Below are 16,528 nucleotides of genomic sequence, written 5' to 3' on the forward strand. Positions count from 1 at the left end.
GCACATGGCCAGCCAGTGGCAGAACTTCTTGCTCAACCTGGGCGCCTGGCAGGGCTCCTTCACCGGCATCAGCCCCACCGGCACGCTGCTCAAGGACACTCCCTCTCTGCTGACGCTCGAAGCCGGCGAGCAGAACGGCGACGGAGCGGTCACCATGGTGCGCTTCAGCTTGCAGCGTTTTGAGGGGGGCGACCGCAGCGCTGCCCCCAGCAGCGACCTGAGCCAGGAATACCGCAGCCTGGGCCGCCAGGTGGTGTTTTTTGACACGGGCACGTTCTGCAAGGGGTCCCTGCAGCTGGCTCCGGGCACGGTGTTTGGCGGGGAGTTCGGGTTTGTGCATGGCGACCGGCGCCACCGGTTGGTGTTGCTCTATGGCGAGTGCGGCAGTGCCGACCAGCTGGTGCTGATCCGGGAATTCCGGGTTGGTTCCGACGCCCAGGAGTGCCCGCCGCTGACGGCCGAGCAGGTGCAGGGCCCCTGGCAGGGCACGGCTGCCACCATTGCGGCCGACTGGCCCGAACCCGACCACGCCGAGGCCCAGGTGAGCTTCTCGGCCGGCGAACTGGCTGGGTTCCAGTGGCTCGCCGATGGGGGGTATTGCCGCTGGCCCCAGCAGGTGAGCCACCGGCAGGCCTTCAGCGTGGAGGCCGGCTGGCTCACGGCGCCCGATCGGCTCGAGCGCCTGATCCGCCGCTACGACGGCAGCGGCGCCTGGATCTCCGCCACCCACGAGGTGTTGCTGCGCTAGGCAGGCGTCTCAGCCCGCCTGCTGCAGCTCGGGTTTCTCCTCGGGCAGGATCGCCCCCGCCACCGGGCACACCTGCAGGCAGATGCCGCAGTCGATGCAGGTGTCGAAGTCGATCCAATAAAACGCCGTGCCCTTGCTGTTGGCGCCCTGGCCCGGATGGATGCAGGCCACCGGACAGGCATCCACGCAATCGGCCACCCCTTCACAGATGTTGGTGACGATCGTGTGGGCCATGAACGGGGCGGATGCTGGCCGGATCCTAGGGAGCGATCCAGAGGGTGCGGCTGCAGCCCCGTTCCTGGCCGATGGCTTCGGCGGCGGCCTGGCTGGCGGTGGCACCGCTGAGCAGCTCGGCGGCACTGCCAGCCTGGTGCAGGGCCTCCAGATGGTCGAGGGCCGTGGCCAGTTGATCGGGGCGGCCGTAGGCCACCAGCACGGGTGCGGCGCTGTCCAGGGTGGGCGCCACGAGTTCGCGAACCGCCTCGATGTCGAAGCCGAACCCCACGCCGGCGGCCTGGCTGGGCTCCGGGCAGAACCGCCCCACCAGGGCGTCGTAGCGGCCGCCGCTGGCGATCTCCACCGGGGCCTCGGCTCCCTGGCAGACCAACTTCAACACCAGCCCGTCATAGAGGGCGAAGTGGGGCTGGAAGCTGGGATCGAGTTGGAGCTGCACGCCGAGACGTTGGGCGGCCGGGGCCACCGCCGCCAGGGTGTCCGCCAGGGCGCTGAGCAGGGGGATTGGTCCGAGCCACTGCTCCAGTTGATAGAGCACCCGCACCGGTTCCCCCCGCAGGCGCATCAGTGCCGCCAGTCGCTGGCGATCTCCCTCCGCCAGGGGCAGCTGGGCCAGGGCCAGCGGGTCGAAGCTGGTGAGGGCATGGCGGGCGGCACTGCGATGCTCCGCCGGCAGCTGGGCCAGCAGGGCGCTCAGCAGGCCGTGGTGTCCCACCAGCAGGCGCGGCTGGTGGCGGCCTTCCAGTCCCAGCTGGCCGGCGGCGGCCAGTAGCAGGCGCATCAGTTCCACATCGGCGGCGGCCGATTCCACCCCGAGCAGTTCCACGCCGCTCTGGAGCTGTTCCAGGATGCGCTGGCCGCCCCCATCCCCAACCGCGCTGCGGAAGGTGCTGCCCATGGCCCAAAGCCTCAGGGGTCGGGGCCGCTCCGCCATGCGGGTGCTGGCGGCCCGGGCGATCGAGGCGGTGAGCTCCGGACGCAGCCCGAGGGGTTCATCGGTCGCTAACCGCACCAGTTCCCGGCCGTCGATGCCGCCGCCCGCTTCCAGGGTGTCAAGCCGCTCAAAACTCGGCGGTGCCACCTCCTGGTAGCCCCAGAGCCGATACACCGCCGCCAATTGCTCGGCGATGCGCCGGTTGCCTTCCACCTCGCGGGGGTTGCGATCCCGGGCGCCGGCGGCGGGTTGGAGGGCCATTGCGGCGAGGGGCTGGAGAACGGGGTGGCCTGATCCTATGGATCGAGCCTGGGCGGATCGAGTTCGGGGACGCCGTAGCTGGCGCCGGCCAGGGGCCGGCACTGGGACAACCCCTCGATCAGCGGCCGCTGCAGGCTGGGGCCGCAGGCGAGGATCCGGCCGGATTGGATGTCCAGGGGGCTGCCGTCGTAGGCGCTCACCACGCCACCGGCTTCCTCCACCAGCACCACACCCGCGGCCAGATCCCAGGGGGAGAGCCCCCGCTCCCACAGACCATCGAGCTTGCCAGCAGCCACAAAGGCCAAATCCAGGGCCACCGAACCGCCCCTCCGGACCCCCTGGGTGCGATGGGTGAACCAGGCGAATTCGGCGTAGTTGTTGTCGAGCCTGGTGCGGCGGTCGTAGGCGAACCCCGTCACCAGCAGGGCCTGATCCAGGCTGGGGCAGTCGCTGACCTGCAGGCGGCTGCCATTGCACCAGGCTCCCAGCCCGGGAGCGGCCCAGTAGAGCTGCTCGAGCCCCGGGGCCGCCAGAGCTCCCAGGAGGGGTTGGCCGCGCCAGCACAGCCCCACCGAGGTGCCAAAGAAGGGATAGCTGTGGGCGTAGTTGGTGGTGCCGTCCAGGGGGTCGACGCACCATTCCAGATCGCCGGGTCTGGCCTGACGGCCGCTCTCCTCGGCCAGCACGCCGATGGCTGGGGTTTCCGCCGCCAGCACGGCCAGCACCGCCGCTTCGGCGGCGTGGTCCGCCTCGGTCACCAGGTCGCCCGAGCGCCCCTTTTCCCGCACCTGCTCCAGCTTGCCGAAGTACTGGCGCAGCTGATCTCCCCCCGCTTCGGCGGCCCGGCGGCCCACCTCCAACAGCCGCTCCAGTTCGGCCAAGCCGAGCCCGGAACGCTCGAAGGCGTCACTGGACTGGCGGATGCCGGTGCCGGTCTGGGCCATCACTCCTCGTCCAGCGGCAGCCCGGGGCGCACCCGGCCCCGTCCGAAGTGGCGTCCGAACTGGAGCTCGTAAACCTCATCTTCGTCCTGGGTTTCCACCTCCAGGGGGCCGGTGGCACGGGCCACGCACAGCAGGCCATAGCCCTTGGCCCGCAGCTCCCGGGACAGGCCGAGGGCTTCGCGGTGGTCGATCTCACCGGCCAGCACCCGCACCGCACAGGCGGTGCAGCAGCCGTTGCGGCAGCTGAAGGGCAGGGGGTCGCCCTGCTGTTCAAAGCTGCGCAGGATGTACTCCCCTTCAGGCACGTCGTGCTGGATCACCTGGCCGGTCTGGCGCCAGTGGATCGTCACCGGGTGGGTGCGCGGGGCGGAGCTACTCATGCTGCTACATTGCCATCCGGTTGCCCCATTTTGCCCCTGGAGAGGTGGCCGAGTGGTCGAAGGCGCAGCACTGGAAATGCTGTATAGGGGCAACTCTATCGAGGGTTCGAATCCCTCCCTCTCCGTTCCAAAAGCCGGCTTTGCAGCCGGCTTTTTCATGGCCTGATCGCAGGACTAGCTGCTCTCCGAGCACGACGGATTCTCAACCGAAACGGCCGCTCACGTAATCCTGGGTGGCCTGTTGTCCCGGGGCATTGAAGATGCGTTCGGTGTCATTGAATTCCACCAGATAGCCCACCTTGCCGGTGCCACCTTCGACGGCTTCAGCGTTGAAGAATGCGGTTTGATCGGCGACACGGACCGCCTGCTGCATGTTGTGGGTCACGATGATGATCGTGTAACTCCGCTTGAGCTCATGCATCGTTTCTTCGATCTTGAGCGTGGAGATCGGATCGAGGGCGGAGCAGGGCTCGTCCATCAGAATCACCTCCGGTTCGGTGGCGATGGCCCGGGCAATGCAGAGGCGTTGCTGCTGGCCACCCGAGAGGGCAAAGCCGCTCTCACGCAACTTGTCCTTGCACTCATCCCACACGGCGGCCTTGCGCAGCGAACGCTCCACCAGTTCGTCCATGTCCCCTTTGAAGCCATTGATGCGAGCCCCAAAGGCGATGTTCTCGTAGATCGATTTGGGGAAGGGATTCGGTTTTTGGAACACCATGCCAATGCGGCGCCGCACTTCCACCGGATCCACCCGGGGGTCGTAGAGGTCGTGCCCGTCAAACACCACCCGACCCTTGAGCTTGCAACCTGGGATCAGGTCGTTCATCCGGTTCAGGGCCCGCAGGACGGTGGATTTGCCGCAGCCTGATGGGCCGATGAAGGCCGTCACCCGCCCCCTTGGAATGTCCATGAAGACATTTTTGACGGCTTCAAATTTGCCGTAGGAAATGGTGACGTTCTGCAGCGACATGCAGGCATCAACCGTGGCGGTGTTGGCGGCGGAGCTTTGGTAGAGGCTGCTGGTCATGGCTCTGGAAGGGAAGGGGGAAGGCGGAGCGAAATGGGATTCAGACTTTGGCCATCCGGCTGATCCAGCGCGCCAGCAGATTGGCCCCGAGGATCATCATGACCAGCACAAAAGAGGCGGCCCAGGCCAGGGCGTTCTGGACCTCATAGGGCATGATCGCGAAGTTGAAAATCAGCACCGACATGGTGGCGATCGGGCTGAACACCCCCTCCGGCCAGAAGGGGGAGAACAGGGCGGTGAAAATCAGCGGCGCGGTCTCCCCGGCTGCCCTGGCGATGGCCAGCACCACGCCGGTGGCGATGGGGGTGAAGGCGGAGGGGAGGGTGATGCGCGTGACGGTCACAAACTTGGATGCGCCCACCCCGTAGGCCCCCCAGCGCAGCTCCTGGGGCACCAGCTTCAGGCCCTCATCGGTGGTTTTGATCACCGTGGGCAGCATCAGCACGGCCAGGGCGATGCCACCGGCCATGGCGCTGTAGCTCTGGTCGAAAAAGATGCGGGTCGTCACCACGACGCCGTAGACAAACACGCCAGCGATGATCGAGGGCACACCGGCCAGTACGTCATTGCCGAAGCCCACAAACTGGGCAAACCAGCCGCGACTGGAGTACTCGCTGAGATAGACGCCGCCGCCCACCCCCACGGGGATCGCAATCAGGGAGGCGATCAGGGTCACCAGGATCGTGCCGAGGATGGCATTGCCAATCCCGCCGCCATCGAGGCCCGGGGGAGGGGGCAGCTGGCTCAGCATGCCGAAGCTGATCAGCCGTCCCCCCTGCACGAGCACGTGCACCAGCACCAGCACCAGGGGCAGCACGGCGATGGCCGCAAACACCCCGGCAATGGTGGTGAACAGCAGGTTGAAGCGATTGCGCCGCAGGCTCGGGTCGAAGTGCAGCGGTCGCCTGTCGAACAGGGCGCTGGTGGCGTAGGTGATCGGTGCCGGATTCGCCATGGGGAGGGTCAGTAACGCAGGCTCAGGCGGCGCACGATCCATTGGGCGGCCACGTTCACGGAGAAGGTGAGCACCATCAGGATCAGGGCTGCATACATCAGGGCCGACACCTGGATGCCATCGGCCTCCCCGAATTGGTTGGCCAGCATCGAGGCAATGGTGTTGCCCGGTGCCAGCAGGGACAGGTCAAAGTTGAGGGCGTTGCCAATGATCATGGTCACCGCCATGGTTTCGCCCATGGCCCGCCCGAGAGCCAGCATCACGCCGCCGGTGATGGCCGAAATGGCTGCCGGCAGGATCACGCTGAAGATCGCGCCCCAGCGGGTGGTTCCCACCCCGTAGGCGCCCTGGCGGAGCTCGATCGGCACCTGGTTGAGGGCATCGCGGGAAATGGCCGTGATGATCGGCAGCACCATCACCACCAGGATCAAGATGGCGGGCGCCATGCCGGGACCCTGGGGCACGGTGTTGAAGAAGGGACTCCAGCCCAGCAGAGAGTGGAGCAGGTTGAGGGCAGGCCGGATGGCTGGCTCCATCACGAAGATGGCCCACAGGCCCAGCACCACCGAAGGGATGGCCGCCAGCAGTTCGACCATCAGGCCGATGGCATCGCGGAGGGCCGTGGGGATCAGATCTTCGGTGATGAAGATGGCCGTGCCCACCCCCAGGGGAACGGCGATCAGCAGGGCCAACAGGGAGCTCACCAGGGTGCCGTAAATGGCGATGAACGCCCCGTACTGCTCGTTGACCGGGTCCCAGTTGGAGGTGGTGAGGAAGTTCAGACCGAAGGTGGCGATCGCTTCACGGGCTCCCTGGAACACCGTCAAAAAAATGCCCAACAACACGATCGCCACCGTGGAGGCCAGCAGCAGGGTGAGCTGCCGGAAGCCGAGATCCACCACTTTTTCCGCCGGAGGTCGGCGACGCAGGGTGAACGCGTCGGCGTTCAGGGCGGGGTTGGGATCCGTCGGCATGGGGGTGCGAGGCTTTGCATCGGTCAGCACGGAGTTGGCCGATCCCTGCGAAATCTACGAACTGCCCCTCACCGGGGCGTTTAAGTGGTGATTAACGTCTGGAGGCCCGGTAGTTTTGGGGCTCCACAGCGCGGGGCTACGCCAGCCGGTTTCATGGGTCGACGGGTTTCCTGGCTGCTGATGTCATTGGGCGGAGACGGATGTCCCGCATAGTTGGCATCGACCTGGGCACCACCAATTCGGTGGTGGCCGTGCTGGAGGGTGGCCGTCCCCAGGTGATCGCCAGCGCCGAGGGCGGCCGCACGACGCCGTCGGTGGTGGGCTTCAGCCGCGATCAGGAGTTGCTGGTGGGCCAGTTGGCCCGTCGCCAGCTGGTGTTGAACCCCCGCAACACCTTCGCCAACCTCAAGCGTTTCGTGGGGCGCCAGTGGGATGAGCTGGAGGAGGGCAGCCTCTCGGTGCCTTACACCGTGCGCGCCAACGACCAGGGCAACGTGCGGGTGGTCTGCCCGGCCACCGAGCGGGAGTACGCCCCGGAAGAGCTGGTGGCCAGCATCCTGCGCAAGCTCGTCGATGACGCCTCCACCTACCTCGGCGAGGCGGTGGAGGCGGCGGTGATCACCGTGCCCGCCTATTTCAACGACGCCCAGCGCCAGGCCACCCGCGACGCCGGCCGGCTGGCGGGCATCAGTGTGGAGCGCATCCTCAACGAGCCCACGGCGGCGGCCCTGGCCTATGGCTTCGATCGCAGCACCGTCAAGCGCGTGTTGGTGTTCGACCTGGGCGGCGGCACCTTTGATGTGTCCGTGCTGCGCATTGCCCAGGGCGTTTTTGACGTCAAGGCCACCAGCGGCGACACCCAGCTCGGCGGCAACGATTGGGACCGCCGCATTGTCGACTGGCTGGCCGAGGGCTTCCAGCAGGAGCATGGCCTCGACCTGCGCCGCGACCGCCAGGCCCTGCAGCGCCTCACCGAGGCGGCGGAGAAGGCCAAGATCGAGCTGAGCGGCGTGCCGAGCACCCCCATCTCCCTGCCCTTCATCGCCACCGGTCCGGACGGCCCCCTCCACATTGAAACCACCCTGGAGCGCCGGGTGTTCGAGGGGCTCTGCCCCGATCTGTTGGATCGGTTGCTGCGCCCAGTGCAGCGGGCCCTGCGGGATTCGGGCCTGGCGGCCGACGACATCGATGACGTGGTGCTGGTGGGGGGCTCCACCCGCATGCCGATGGTGCAGGAGATGGTGCGCACCCTGATTCCCCTGGAACCCTGCCAATCGGTGAATCCCGATGAGGTGGTGGCGATCGGGGCGGCGGTGCAGGCCGGCATCCTCACCGGCGAGTTGCGGGATCTGATGCTCAACGACGTCACGCCCCTCTCGCTGGGTCTGGAGACGATCGGCGGCGTGATGAAGGTGCTGATTCCGCGCAACACCCCCATCCCGGTGCGCAAGAGCGACCTGTTCAGCACCTCCGAAGCCAACCAGAGCTCGGTGGAGATCCATGTGCTCCAGGGGGAGCGCCAGATGGCGGCTGATAACAAGAGCTTGGGGCGTTTTCGCCTGTCTGGAATTCCCCCGGCTCCCAGGGGCGTGCCCCAGGTGCAGGTGTCCTTCGACATCGATGCCAATGGCTTGCTGCAGGTGTCGGCCACCGACCGCACCACTGGGCGGCAGCAGAGCGTCAGCATTCAGGGGGGCTCCAACCTCAGCGAGGAGGAGATCGCCAAGCTGATCGAGGAGGCGGAGCAGAAGGCCAGCGAAGACCGCCGCAAGCGATCCGAGATTGACCGCCGCAACCGGGCCCAGACCCTGGTGGCCCAGGCCGAGCGCCGGCTGCGCGATGCGGCCCTGGAGCTGGGGCCCTACGGCGCCGAGCGCCAGCAGCGCGCCGTGGAGATGGCCCTCCGGGATGTGCAGGATCTCCTGGCCGCCGACGACCTGGTGGAACTCGAGTTGGCCGTGAGCCAGCTGCAGGAGGCCCTGTTCGGCCTCAACCGGCGGCTGTTGAGTGAGCGCAAGGCGGAGCAGGGCCCGCTGCAGGGCCTGAAGAACACCCTGGGCTCCCTCAAGGATGAGCTGTTTGCGGACGACGACTGGGATGACTGGAACCGCCCCGGCAGCGACCCCTGGGCCTCGCCACCCCCGCGCTACGACCGGGAACCCCCTTACCGCGAGCCCAGCTATCGGGAACCCAGCTACCGCGAACCCGCCTATCGCGAGCCCAGCTACCGCGATCCCGAACCGGCCCTGCCCCAGCGCCGGCCCCGTGTGGATGACGATCCCTGGGGGGATGGGGCCTACCGGTGACGCGTAGCCCTGCTGCCCCACCCGACTACTGGTCGGTGCTGGGCCTCGAGCCCGGGGCCGATGCCGGCAGCCTCAAGCGGGCCTTCCGCGCCCAGGCCCGGCGCTGGCATCCCGACCTCAACGGCAATGACCCCCTGGCCGAGGAGCGGTTCAAGCTGGTGAACGAGGCCTATGCCGTGCTGTCGGATCCACGGCGGCGCCAGGCCTGGGAGGCGGGTGGAGCCGGATCAGGGAGCGCAGCTTCCGAGCCCCAGGATCCCTTTGCCACGGGCTTCCCAGACTTCGAGGACTACCTCGACGCTCTCCTGGGGGATCGCCGCCGCCCGCGCCGCGCCGTCGATGCCGATGCCGATGCCGGGTTCGATTCTGAGCGCGATCCTGAGCCTGCCGACGAGCCCCAACCACCACGGCAGGGTTCGGGTTCGGTGACCGCTTCGCCGCCGCCACCCCCGCCGGTGCAGGCTTCGAGCGACCAGGAGAGCCTGGTGGAGCTCACCCCCGAGCAAGCGCTGCAGGGGGAGCGGGTGGAGTTGGAGTTGGCCGATGGCACGGCGGTGGAGGTGTGGACCCCGCCCCTGGCCGGCGACGGTTGGCGCCTGCGGCTCGCCGGAGTGACCCCGGGAGGCGGCGACCATTTCCTCCAGCTGCGCGTGCGGACGGAGGAGGGGCTGCGCATTGATGGCCTGCGGGTGCTCTATCCGCTCGAACTCACCCCCGCCGAGGCGGCCCTGGGTTGCCAGGTCGTGGTGCCGACCCTGCGGGGCGAGGTGAAGCTGCGGGTGCCGCCGGGCTCCTCCAGTGGCCGGCTGCTCCGGCTGCGGGGTCGGGGCCAGGAGTGGGGCGAGTTGCGGGGGGACCAGCTGGTGGAGGTGCGGATCGTGGTGCCCGAGCAGCTCGACGAGGCTGAAGCCGCCCTCTATCGCCGCCTGCAGGAGCTGGCCACTGATCCCGACCGCCCGTAACCCCTGAGGGCCTGCACCGGTGACACACTGAGGGGCCCTGCCCTTTGCCGCGATCCATGCCGGTGCATGTGCTGCTCTTCGATGCCGGAAGCGACCAGGAAGGCATCCATTCGCTCGAGCTCAATGGCCGCACTGTGGTGTTGCTGTTTGAGGATCGGGACGATGCGGAGCGCTATGCCGGCCTGCTCGAGGCCCAGGACTTCCCCGTGCCAACCGTCGAACCCCTCGACCGGGAGGAGATGGAACTGTTCTGCAGTCAGGCGGGTTATGAGGCCCGCTTCGTGCCCGCCGGCTTCCTGCCCCAGAGCGCCGAAGACCGGCTGTTGATTGCCCCGCCTGAGCGCAACATGGACGTGGCCAACTGGCAGGAGCAGCAGGCGTCCGAGGCCGCAGCGGCGGGCCAGGCCGACCCGATCAGCTCCGGGGATCCCAGCCTGGAGGCCTTTCGTCGCCAGTTGGAGGGCCTGCTGTGAGTGGATCCCTGTCCGGCGTCGACCGCGGCCACCTGCTCACCGAACAGGCCAATCCCCTCAGTGAGCGGCTCGACGAGCTGCCCACCGACCAGCTGGTGGCCCTGTTCTGTGCCAATGACTTGGAGCCCCAGCGGGCACTGGAGCGGGCGGCACCAGCCCTGGCCGCCGCCGTGGATGCCATTGCGGCACGCCTTGCCAGCGGTGGCCGCCTTTTTTATCTCGGGGCCGGCACCTCCGGGCGGCTCGGGGTGCTGGATGCGGCGGAATGTCCGCCCACCTTCTGCACGCCACCGGAGTTGGTGCAGGGCGTGCTGGCGGGCGGTGCCCCTGCCCTGCTGCGCAGTTCCGAGGGCCTGGAGGATCTGGCCGATGCGGGCCAACGCGATCTGGAGGAGCGTGGCTTCGGTCCCGGGGATTGCCTGGTGGGCATCGCCGCCGGAGGCACCACCCCCTATGTGCTGGGAGGCCTGCAGCATGCCCGCTCGATTGGCGCCCTGGCCATTGCCCTGGCCTGCGTGTCCGCCGACCAGGTGCCGATGCCCTGTGACATCGACATCCGCCTGCTCACGGGTCCCGAGCTGGTGGCCGGCTCCACCCGGCTCAAGGCCGGCACGGCCACCAAGATGGCCCTCAACCTGCTCTCCACCGGCGTGATGGTGCGCCTGGGCAAGGTGCACGGCAACCGCATGGTGGATGTGGCCGTCACCAACAGCAAGCTCGAAGATCGGGCCCTGCGGATCCTGCGCGACCTGGCTGGTGTGAGCCGTGAGCAGGGCCGTGCGCTGCTGCAGCAGAGTGGTGGTTCGGTGAAGTTGGCCCTGCTGATGGCCGCCTCAGGCCTGGAGCTGGCCCCGGCCCGCGCCCATCTCGCCCGCCATGGCCCCCGGCTGCGGGACGCCCTGGACGTCTGTGGTGCCCAGCTCAGCGGGTCGCCTCAGCCGCAGGGGCCCCAGTAGGGCGCCGTGAACAGGTCGACCTTGCGACGGGTGGCCGCGGGAACCTGATCCTTGGGGGTCATCAGGGCATGGCGCAGGGCGTGGTGGGCGCTGCTGGTGGGGCGTTGAGCGGCCACCCGCTCCGCTGCCACCCGCACGATCTGCTTGGCCAGGTCGGCGTTGGCGTGGAGGTTGGCGATCACCATCTCCACCGTCACCGAGGCGTGTTCCTGGTGCCAGCAGTCGTAGTCGGTCACCATCGCCAGGGTGGCGTAGGCGATTTCCGCTTCCCGGGCCAGCCGGGCTTCGGTGTGGTTGGTCATGCCGATCACGCTGCAGCCCCAGGAGCGGTAGAGCTCCGACTCGGCCCGCGTCGAGAAGGCCGGCCCCTCCATGCAGAGGTAGGTGCCACCGCGATGCAGCTGGCGCCCTGCGGGCATCAGGCTTTCCCCCACGTCGGCCAACAGGCGGCTCAGGGCGGGACAGAACGGATCACCGAAGGTCACATGGGCCACCAACCCCTCGCCAAACAGCGTCAGGGGCCGTTGGTGGGTGCGGTCGATGAACTGATCGGGCACCACCATGTCGAGGGGCCGGCACTGCTCCTGCAGGGAGCCCACCGCCGAAAGGGAGAGGATCCAGCGCACCCCCAGGGAGCGAAGGGCCCAGAGGTTGGCCCGGTAGGGCACCTCCGTGGGGGTGTGGCTGTGATGGCGGCCGTGGCGGGCCAGGAACACCACCTCCAGGTCGCCGATTCGGCCCAGCCGCAGGCTGTCGGACGGGGCCCCATAGGGCGTGTCAATGGTCAGCTCCTGTACGTCCTCCAGGCCTTCCATGGCGTAGAGGCCGCTGCCCCCCAGAATCCCCAGCCGGGCCTGGCTCAGATCGATGCCGGGGTTGGAGTCGGGGGTGGAGCTGCTCATCGGCGAGGGGGGCTGGCGACGGGGCGTTGAAAGACGGGATCCGGTTGGATCGGCCCCATTCTCAACATGCGACTTCAGCCCCAGTCCCCCGCCCACCCCATACAGTCGCCTTTTACCCCCTGTGCCCGTGACCAAAGCCCTGATGGAGACCGATGCCGGCACCATCGAACTCGAGTTGTTCGAGGCCGATGCTCCCAACACCGTGGCCAACTTCACCAAGCTCGCCAAGGAGGGCTTTTATGACGGCCTGGCCTTCCATCGCGTGATCCCGGGCTTCATGGCCCAGGGCGGCTGCCCCAACAGCCGTGAAGGCTCCCGCGGCATGGCCGGCACCGGCGGCCCGGGCTACCAGATCGACTGCGAAATCAACCGCCAGAAGCACCAGGCGGGCACCCTGGCGATGGCCCACGCCGGCAAGAACACGGGGGGCTCGCAGTTCTACATCTGCCACGAAGCCCAGCCCCACCTCGATGGGGTCCACACCGTGTTCGGCCACACCGGCAACATGGACGTGGTGCAAGCCCTCAAGAACGGCAGCCGCATCACCAAAGTCACGATCCTCGACTGAGTCAGCACCGTCTGACGCAGCACTGACTGAGTCAGCGCCAGACGAGGAAGGCCCCGGGTTGCACGGTCAGCAGGCTGGACAACCCGGCCTTCTGCCCCGCCCTCAGCTCGGCCAGGGGCCGCTGTTCCGGCTCGAGGTTGGCACTGGGGTGGCTGCTGCGCTGGGTATCTGGCGCCAACAGCAAGCTCAAGCGGCTTGTCTGGGGCCAGTCAGCCATCAGGGCGAGCGCCGCACCCACGGCCCCCACGCCTCCGCTGGCCTGATCCAGCCCCCCCAGCACCACGGCGAGTTGGGGTTGGTTGAGCAGGGCCAGCAGGCGGGGATGGTCCTCCCGTTCCACCTGCAGGCCCTGGCCGGTGGCCCAGCTGGCGAGGTGATCCAGCTCAGCTCCAGCTGGTGTGCCATGCCAGGCCAGAACCGCCGTCGGTCCGCCGATCGGGCAGGACGGCCCATCCCCCATCAGGTGGCCGAGCTTGATGCGCTTGGTCTGCAGGTAGGCGGCGTTGTGGCTGCCGGCATCCATCACCAGCGGCACCCGATCCACCACCTGCAGGCCGTAGCCCCCCAGGCCCGCAATCTTGCGGGGATTGTTGGTGATCAGCCGCAGCCGTTGCACGCCCAGGTCGCTCAGGATCTGGGCTCCCACGCCGTAGTTGCGCAGGTCCGCGGCGAAGCCCAGGCGCTCATTGGCCTCCACCGTGTCGAGGCCGGTGTCCTGGAGGGAATAGGCCTTGAGCTTGTTGATCAGGCCGATGCCCCGGCCCTCCTGGCGCAGATACACCACCACCCCTTCGCCAGCCGCTTCGATCATGTGCAGGGCCGCCTCCAGCTGGGGGCGGCAGTCGCAGCGCAGGGAGCCAAAGGCATCGCCGGTGAGGCATTCACTGTGCACCCGCACCAGCAGCGGCGTGCTGGCTTGCTTGGGATCGCCCTTGACGATGGCGACGTGCTCACTGCCGTCGAGCTCGTTGCGATAGCCGATGGCGCGGAAGTCGCCGAAGGCGCTGGGCAGGCTGGCCTCCGCCTGGCGACGCACGAAGCGCTCCGTGTCGAGGCGATAGCGGATCAGGTCGGCGATGTTGATCAGCCGCAATCCGTGCCGCTGGGCGTAGGCCGCGAGCTGGGGCAGCCGGGCCATCGACCCATCGCTGTTCTGGATCTCACAGATCACGCCGGCGGGATAGAGGCCAGCCAGGCGGGCCAGGTCGACGGCTGCCTCCGTGTGCCCGGCCCGCTTCAGCACCCCGCCCTGACGGGCCCGCAGCGGGAAAATGTGGCCGGGACGGCGCAGATCGGCCGGGCGGGTGGCTGGGTGGATGGCCACCTGGATGGTGCGGGCCCGGTCCTCGGCAGAGATGCCGGTGCTCACGCCGTTTTCGGCACCCGCATCCACGCTCACCGTGAAGGCGGTCTGGTTGCTGTCGGTGTTGCGATCCACCATCAGCGGCAGATCCAGGGCGTCGAGCCGTTCGCCCTCCATGGCCAGGCAGATCAGGCCGCGGGCCTCGATGGCCATGAAGTTGATCTGTTCGGGTGTGGCGAACTGGGCCGCGCAGATCAGATCGCCCTCGTTTTCGCGGTTTTCGTCGTCGACCACCACGATCGACTCGCCGTTGCGAATCGCCGCCAGGGCGTCGGCAATCGAATCAAACCGGATGCCGGGCTCCTGGGAAGGGAGGGGCTGGTCGCGCAGGAGGGTCAACGGTGGGCGGGTGGGGCGTGGAGCCCGGGCGCAATCATCCTTTATAAAGCCCGAGTCGATCGGCTTTCGGACCCCTGCCATGGCCAACAAGCGCGTTGCGGTGATCGGGGCCAGTGGCTACGGCGGGCTGCAGACCCTGCGGCTGCTGCATCAGCACCCGGCCCTGGAGATCTCCTTCCTCGGTGGGGAGCGCAGCAGCGGCAAGCGCTGGAGTGAGCTGGTGCCGTTTCTGCCGCTGGCGGGTGACCCGGTGGTGCAGACCCCGGACCCCGATGCGATTGCCGAGCAGGCCGAGTTCGCGGTGCTGAGCCTGCCCAACGGCCTGGCGGCCCAGCTGGTGCCAGCGCTGCTGGAGCGGGGGGTGCGGGTGGTGGACCTCTCCGCCGATTACCGCTACAGCTCCCTGCACCAGTGGCAGGAGGTGTATGCCGCTGAAGCCCGCCAGGTGCCCCGCGACGACGGCGACCTCTGCGCCGAGGCCGTGTATGGCCTGCCGGAATGGGAGGCGGAGGCGATTCGCCGGGCGCGCCTGGTGGCCGCCCCTGGGTGTTTCCCCACGGCCTCCCTGTTGGGCCTGTTGCCGTTCCTCAAGCAGGGCCTGATCGACACCAGCGGCATCGTGATCGACGCCAAGACCGGCACCTCCGGCGGGGGGCGGGCCGCCAAGGAGCACCTGCTGCTGGCCGAATGTTCCGAGGCGGTGGCGCCCTATGGCGTGGTGGGCCATCGCCACACCAGTGAGATCGAGCAGGTGGCCGGCCGGGTGGCCGGTCGTGACATCCAGCTGCAATTCACCCCCCACCTGATCCCGATGGTGCGGGGCCTGCTCGCCACGGTGTACTGCCGCCTGCGGGACCCGGGCCTCACGGCGGAGGACTGCGCCACCTTGTTGGCGTCGGCCTACCGCCAGGCCCCCTGCGTGGAGGTGCTGCCCGTGGGCACCTATCCCTCCACCAAATGGGTGCGCCAGACCAACCGGGCCCTGCTTTCGGTGCAGGTTGATGCTCGCACCGGTCAGTTGATCGTCATGGGCGCCATCGACAACCTGGTCAAGGGTCAGGCAGGCCAGGGTGTGCAGTGCCTCAACCTGATGGCGGGGCTGGAGCCCACGGCGGGCCTGCCCTTGCTTCCCTTCTACCCCTGAGGCCCCTCAGCCCGGCTCGCCCAATTGCTGGGCGGTGAGGGCCACCGCCAGCGGCAGGATGCGGTGCTCCTGCCGCTGGATGCGGGCACTGAGGCTGGCGTGGTCGTCGTCGGACAGCACGGGCACCGCCGCCTGCACCAGGATCCGCCCCGCATCCACCTCCTCGCACACCAGGTGGGCGGTACAGCCGGTCAGGGTGACCCCCGCCGCCAGGGCCTGGCCCACAGCATCCAGGCCCCGAAAGCTGGGCAGCAGGGAGGGGTGAATGTTCACCAGCCGCTCCGCAAAGGCGCCGATCAGGGTGGGGGTGACGACCCGCATCCAGCCGGCCATCACCACCACGTCCACGGCGGCGCCCCGGAAGGCCTTCACCAGGGCCTGATCGAGCTGCTCCCGGCTGGGCTGGGTCCGGTGGTCGTGCAGCTGCCAGGGCACGCCGAGCCGTTCCGCCCGTGCCTGGGCCCCGCAGCCGGGATTGTTCACCACCAGCAGGGCCACCTCCGCGTGGAGGTGGCCGCCTCGGCAGGCCTGCACCAGCGCCTCAAAATTGCTGCCCGAGCCGGAGGCCATCACCCCCAGCCGCAGCGGGGGGTGGCTGGCTTGGCGTTCCGCTAGCCCAGTCCGATCCGGTGGCAATGGCCACTGGACGGAGGGCTCCTGATCGCTAGGGTCTGAAAAAGCGGGCATTACGCCGTGTCCCACCTCTCCATCCTGCCAACGGTTCTGCGTGATGCCGAGGGGCTCGCGGCCAGCCTCAACGCCCTCGGCCATCCCCCCACTTGGGGAGGCCAGCTCGACGGTTTCGCCGGCGAATCCCAACCGGTGGTGCTCCAGGTGGCCCTGGCGGGAGGACAACGACTGGGCTGGATGCGCCATGCCGATGGTTCCCTGGCACTGGTGGGAGATCTGCAGCGGCTCAGCCGCTCCCAGACCCTGCAGCGGTTGTTGGGGCGGATCACCAAGCGCTATGCGGCCGAGATGGCCCTGCGCCAGGCAACCAGCCTGGGTCCAGGGGCCCAGGTGAGCGTGGTGGTCTGACACCTCTCCGTGCCGGAATC

Annotated in this window: 18 protein-coding genes and 1 tRNA gene; 9 read left to right on the top strand and 10 right to left on the bottom strand. The window is 68.4% G+C overall.

All coding sequences use genetic code 11. The features are described from left to right. Positions 1–4: 4 nt before the first annotated feature. Positions 5–748 (top strand): DUF3598 family protein, encoded by a 744-nt coding sequence (locus tag H6G16_RS06360; RefSeq protein ID WP_190389455.1) that lies wholly within the window; start codon positions 5–7, stop codon positions 746–748. A gap of 9 nt (positions 749–757) precedes the next feature. On the opposite strand, the gene H6G16_RS06365 is transcribed toward H6G16_RS06360, so the two are convergent. Genes H6G16_RS06365 through H6G16_RS06380 form a run of 4 tightly spaced genes read right to left on the bottom strand, consistent with a single transcriptional unit; the run spans position 758 to position 3,501 of the window. Further along, positions 758–982 carry a ferredoxin family protein gene (locus H6G16_RS06365; RefSeq protein WP_190389456.1) on the bottom strand — a complete coding sequence of 75 codons (225 nt, stop codon included), beginning with the start codon at positions 980–982 and terminating at the stop codon, positions 758–760. Between the two features lie 25 nt (positions 983–1,007). Then, positions 1,008–2,177, bottom strand: a complete 1,170-nt coding sequence (locus H6G16_RS06370; RefSeq protein ID WP_190389457.1) for an ATP phosphoribosyltransferase regulatory subunit — start codon at positions 2,175–2,177, stop codon at positions 1,008–1,010. A 35-nt stretch (positions 2,178–2,212) separates the two neighbouring features. Then, entirely contained in the window at positions 2,213–3,121 is a 909-nt protein-coding gene (locus H6G16_RS06375) for an inositol monophosphatase family protein (RefSeq protein ID WP_190389458.1), read from the bottom strand. Further along, the gene (locus H6G16_RS06380) at positions 3,121–3,501 is read right to left on the bottom strand and encodes a 2Fe-2S iron-sulfur cluster-binding protein (RefSeq protein WP_190389459.1); all 381 of its coding nucleotides are present in this window, start codon (positions 3,499–3,501) and stop codon (positions 3,121–3,123) included. Before H6G16_RS06380 ends, H6G16_RS06375 begins: the two co-directional genes overlap by 1 nt. A gap of 38 nt (positions 3,502–3,539) precedes the next feature. Between H6G16_RS06380 and H6G16_RS06385 the strand changes: the two genes are divergently transcribed. Continuing rightward, positions 3,540–3,626: transfer RNA gene (locus H6G16_RS06385), tRNA-Ser, on the top strand. Positions 3,627–3,703: 77 nt separating this feature from the next. Here the strand turns inward: H6G16_RS06385 and pstB are convergent. From pstB to pstC, 3 genes are read right to left on the bottom strand one after another with little or no spacing between them, the layout of a single operon-like run. Continuing rightward, complete coding sequence (gene pstB / locus H6G16_RS06390; RefSeq protein WP_190389460.1) at positions 3,704–4,528, bottom strand: phosphate ABC transporter ATP-binding protein PstB; 825 nt, start codon at positions 4,526–4,528, stop codon at positions 3,704–3,706. A 40-nt stretch (positions 4,529–4,568) separates the two neighbouring features. Continuing rightward, positions 4,569–5,483 (bottom strand): phosphate ABC transporter permease PstA, encoded by a 915-nt coding sequence (gene pstA, locus H6G16_RS06395; RefSeq protein WP_190389461.1) that lies wholly within the window; start codon positions 5,481–5,483, stop codon positions 4,569–4,571. An 8-nt stretch (positions 5,484–5,491) separates the two neighbouring features. After that, a complete protein-coding gene (pstC, locus tag H6G16_RS06400) occupies positions 5,492–6,457 on the bottom strand; it encodes a phosphate ABC transporter permease subunit PstC (RefSeq protein ID WP_190389462.1) in 966 nt (321 codons plus the stop codon). Between the two features lie 200 nt (positions 6,458–6,657). Between pstC and dnaK the strand changes: the two genes are divergently transcribed. The 4 genes from dnaK to murQ are packed head-to-tail and all read left to right on the top strand — an operon-like array spanning position 6,658 to position 11,154. Next, positions 6,658–8,763, top strand: coding sequence for a molecular chaperone DnaK (gene dnaK / locus H6G16_RS06405; RefSeq protein ID WP_190389463.1), 2,106 nt, complete (start codon positions 6,658–6,660; stop codon positions 8,761–8,763). Then, positions 8,760–9,725: a DnaJ domain-containing protein gene (locus H6G16_RS06410; protein ID WP_347238815.1), complete on the top strand. Its 966-nt coding sequence runs from the start codon at positions 8,760–8,762 to the stop codon at positions 9,723–9,725. Before dnaK ends, H6G16_RS06410 begins: the two co-directional genes overlap by 4 nt. A 56-nt stretch (positions 9,726–9,781) precedes the next feature. After that, on the top strand, positions 9,782–10,198 hold the full coding sequence (locus H6G16_RS06415; RefSeq protein ID WP_190389464.1) for a DUF3110 domain-containing protein: 417 nt from the start codon (positions 9,782–9,784) through the stop codon (positions 10,196–10,198). Beyond that, entirely contained in the window at positions 10,195–11,154 is a 960-nt protein-coding gene (gene murQ / locus H6G16_RS06420) for an N-acetylmuramic acid 6-phosphate etherase (protein WP_190389465.1), read from the top strand. Before H6G16_RS06415 ends, murQ begins: the two co-directional genes overlap by 4 nt. Here murQ and mtnP read toward each other — a convergent pair. Then, positions 11,133–12,056 carry an S-methyl-5'-thioadenosine phosphorylase gene (mtnP, locus tag H6G16_RS06425; protein ID WP_190389466.1) on the bottom strand — a complete coding sequence of 308 codons (924 nt, stop codon included), beginning with the start codon at positions 12,054–12,056 and terminating at the stop codon, positions 11,133–11,135. The two genes, murQ and mtnP, sit on opposite strands and share 22 nt — an antisense overlap. A gap of 127 nt (positions 12,057–12,183) precedes the next feature. Here mtnP and H6G16_RS06430 point away from each other — a divergent pair, with 127 nt between their 5' ends. Next, the gene (locus tag H6G16_RS06430; protein ID WP_190389467.1) at positions 12,184–12,624 is read left to right on the top strand and encodes a peptidylprolyl isomerase; all 441 of its coding nucleotides are present in this window, start codon (positions 12,184–12,186) and stop codon (positions 12,622–12,624) included. 31 nt (positions 12,625–12,655) lie between these two features. On the opposite strand, the gene ribBA is transcribed toward H6G16_RS06430, so the two are convergent. Next, complete coding sequence (gene ribBA, locus H6G16_RS06435; RefSeq protein WP_347238833.1) at positions 12,656–14,281, bottom strand: bifunctional 3,4-dihydroxy-2-butanone-4-phosphate synthase/GTP cyclohydrolase II; 1,626 nt, start codon at positions 14,279–14,281, stop codon at positions 12,656–12,658. A gap of 124 nt (positions 14,282–14,405) precedes the next feature. On the opposite strand from ribBA, the gene argC reads away from it, so the two are divergent. Then, positions 14,406–15,470, top strand: a complete 1,065-nt coding sequence (argC, locus tag H6G16_RS06440) for an N-acetyl-gamma-glutamyl-phosphate reductase (protein ID WP_190389469.1) — start codon at positions 14,406–14,408, stop codon at positions 15,468–15,470. Positions 15,471–15,476: 6 nt separating this feature from the next. Here the strand turns inward: argC and purN are convergent, their stop codons facing one another. Continuing rightward, positions 15,477–16,040, bottom strand: coding sequence for a phosphoribosylglycinamide formyltransferase (gene purN / locus H6G16_RS06445; RefSeq protein WP_347238816.1), 564 nt, complete (start codon positions 16,038–16,040; stop codon positions 15,477–15,479). A gap of 123 nt (positions 16,041–16,163) precedes the next feature. Between purN and H6G16_RS06450 the strand changes: the two genes are divergently transcribed. Further along, positions 16,164–16,508: a DUF1257 domain-containing protein gene (locus H6G16_RS06450; protein ID WP_190389471.1), complete on the top strand. Its 345-nt coding sequence runs from the start codon at positions 16,164–16,166 to the stop codon at positions 16,506–16,508. Positions 16,509–16,528: the final 20 nt, after the last annotated feature.

Source organism: Cyanobium sp. FACHB-13342 (assembly GCF_014697415.1).
GTDB lineage: Bacteria > Cyanobacteriota > Cyanobacteriia > PCC-6307 > Cyanobiaceae > Cyanobium_A.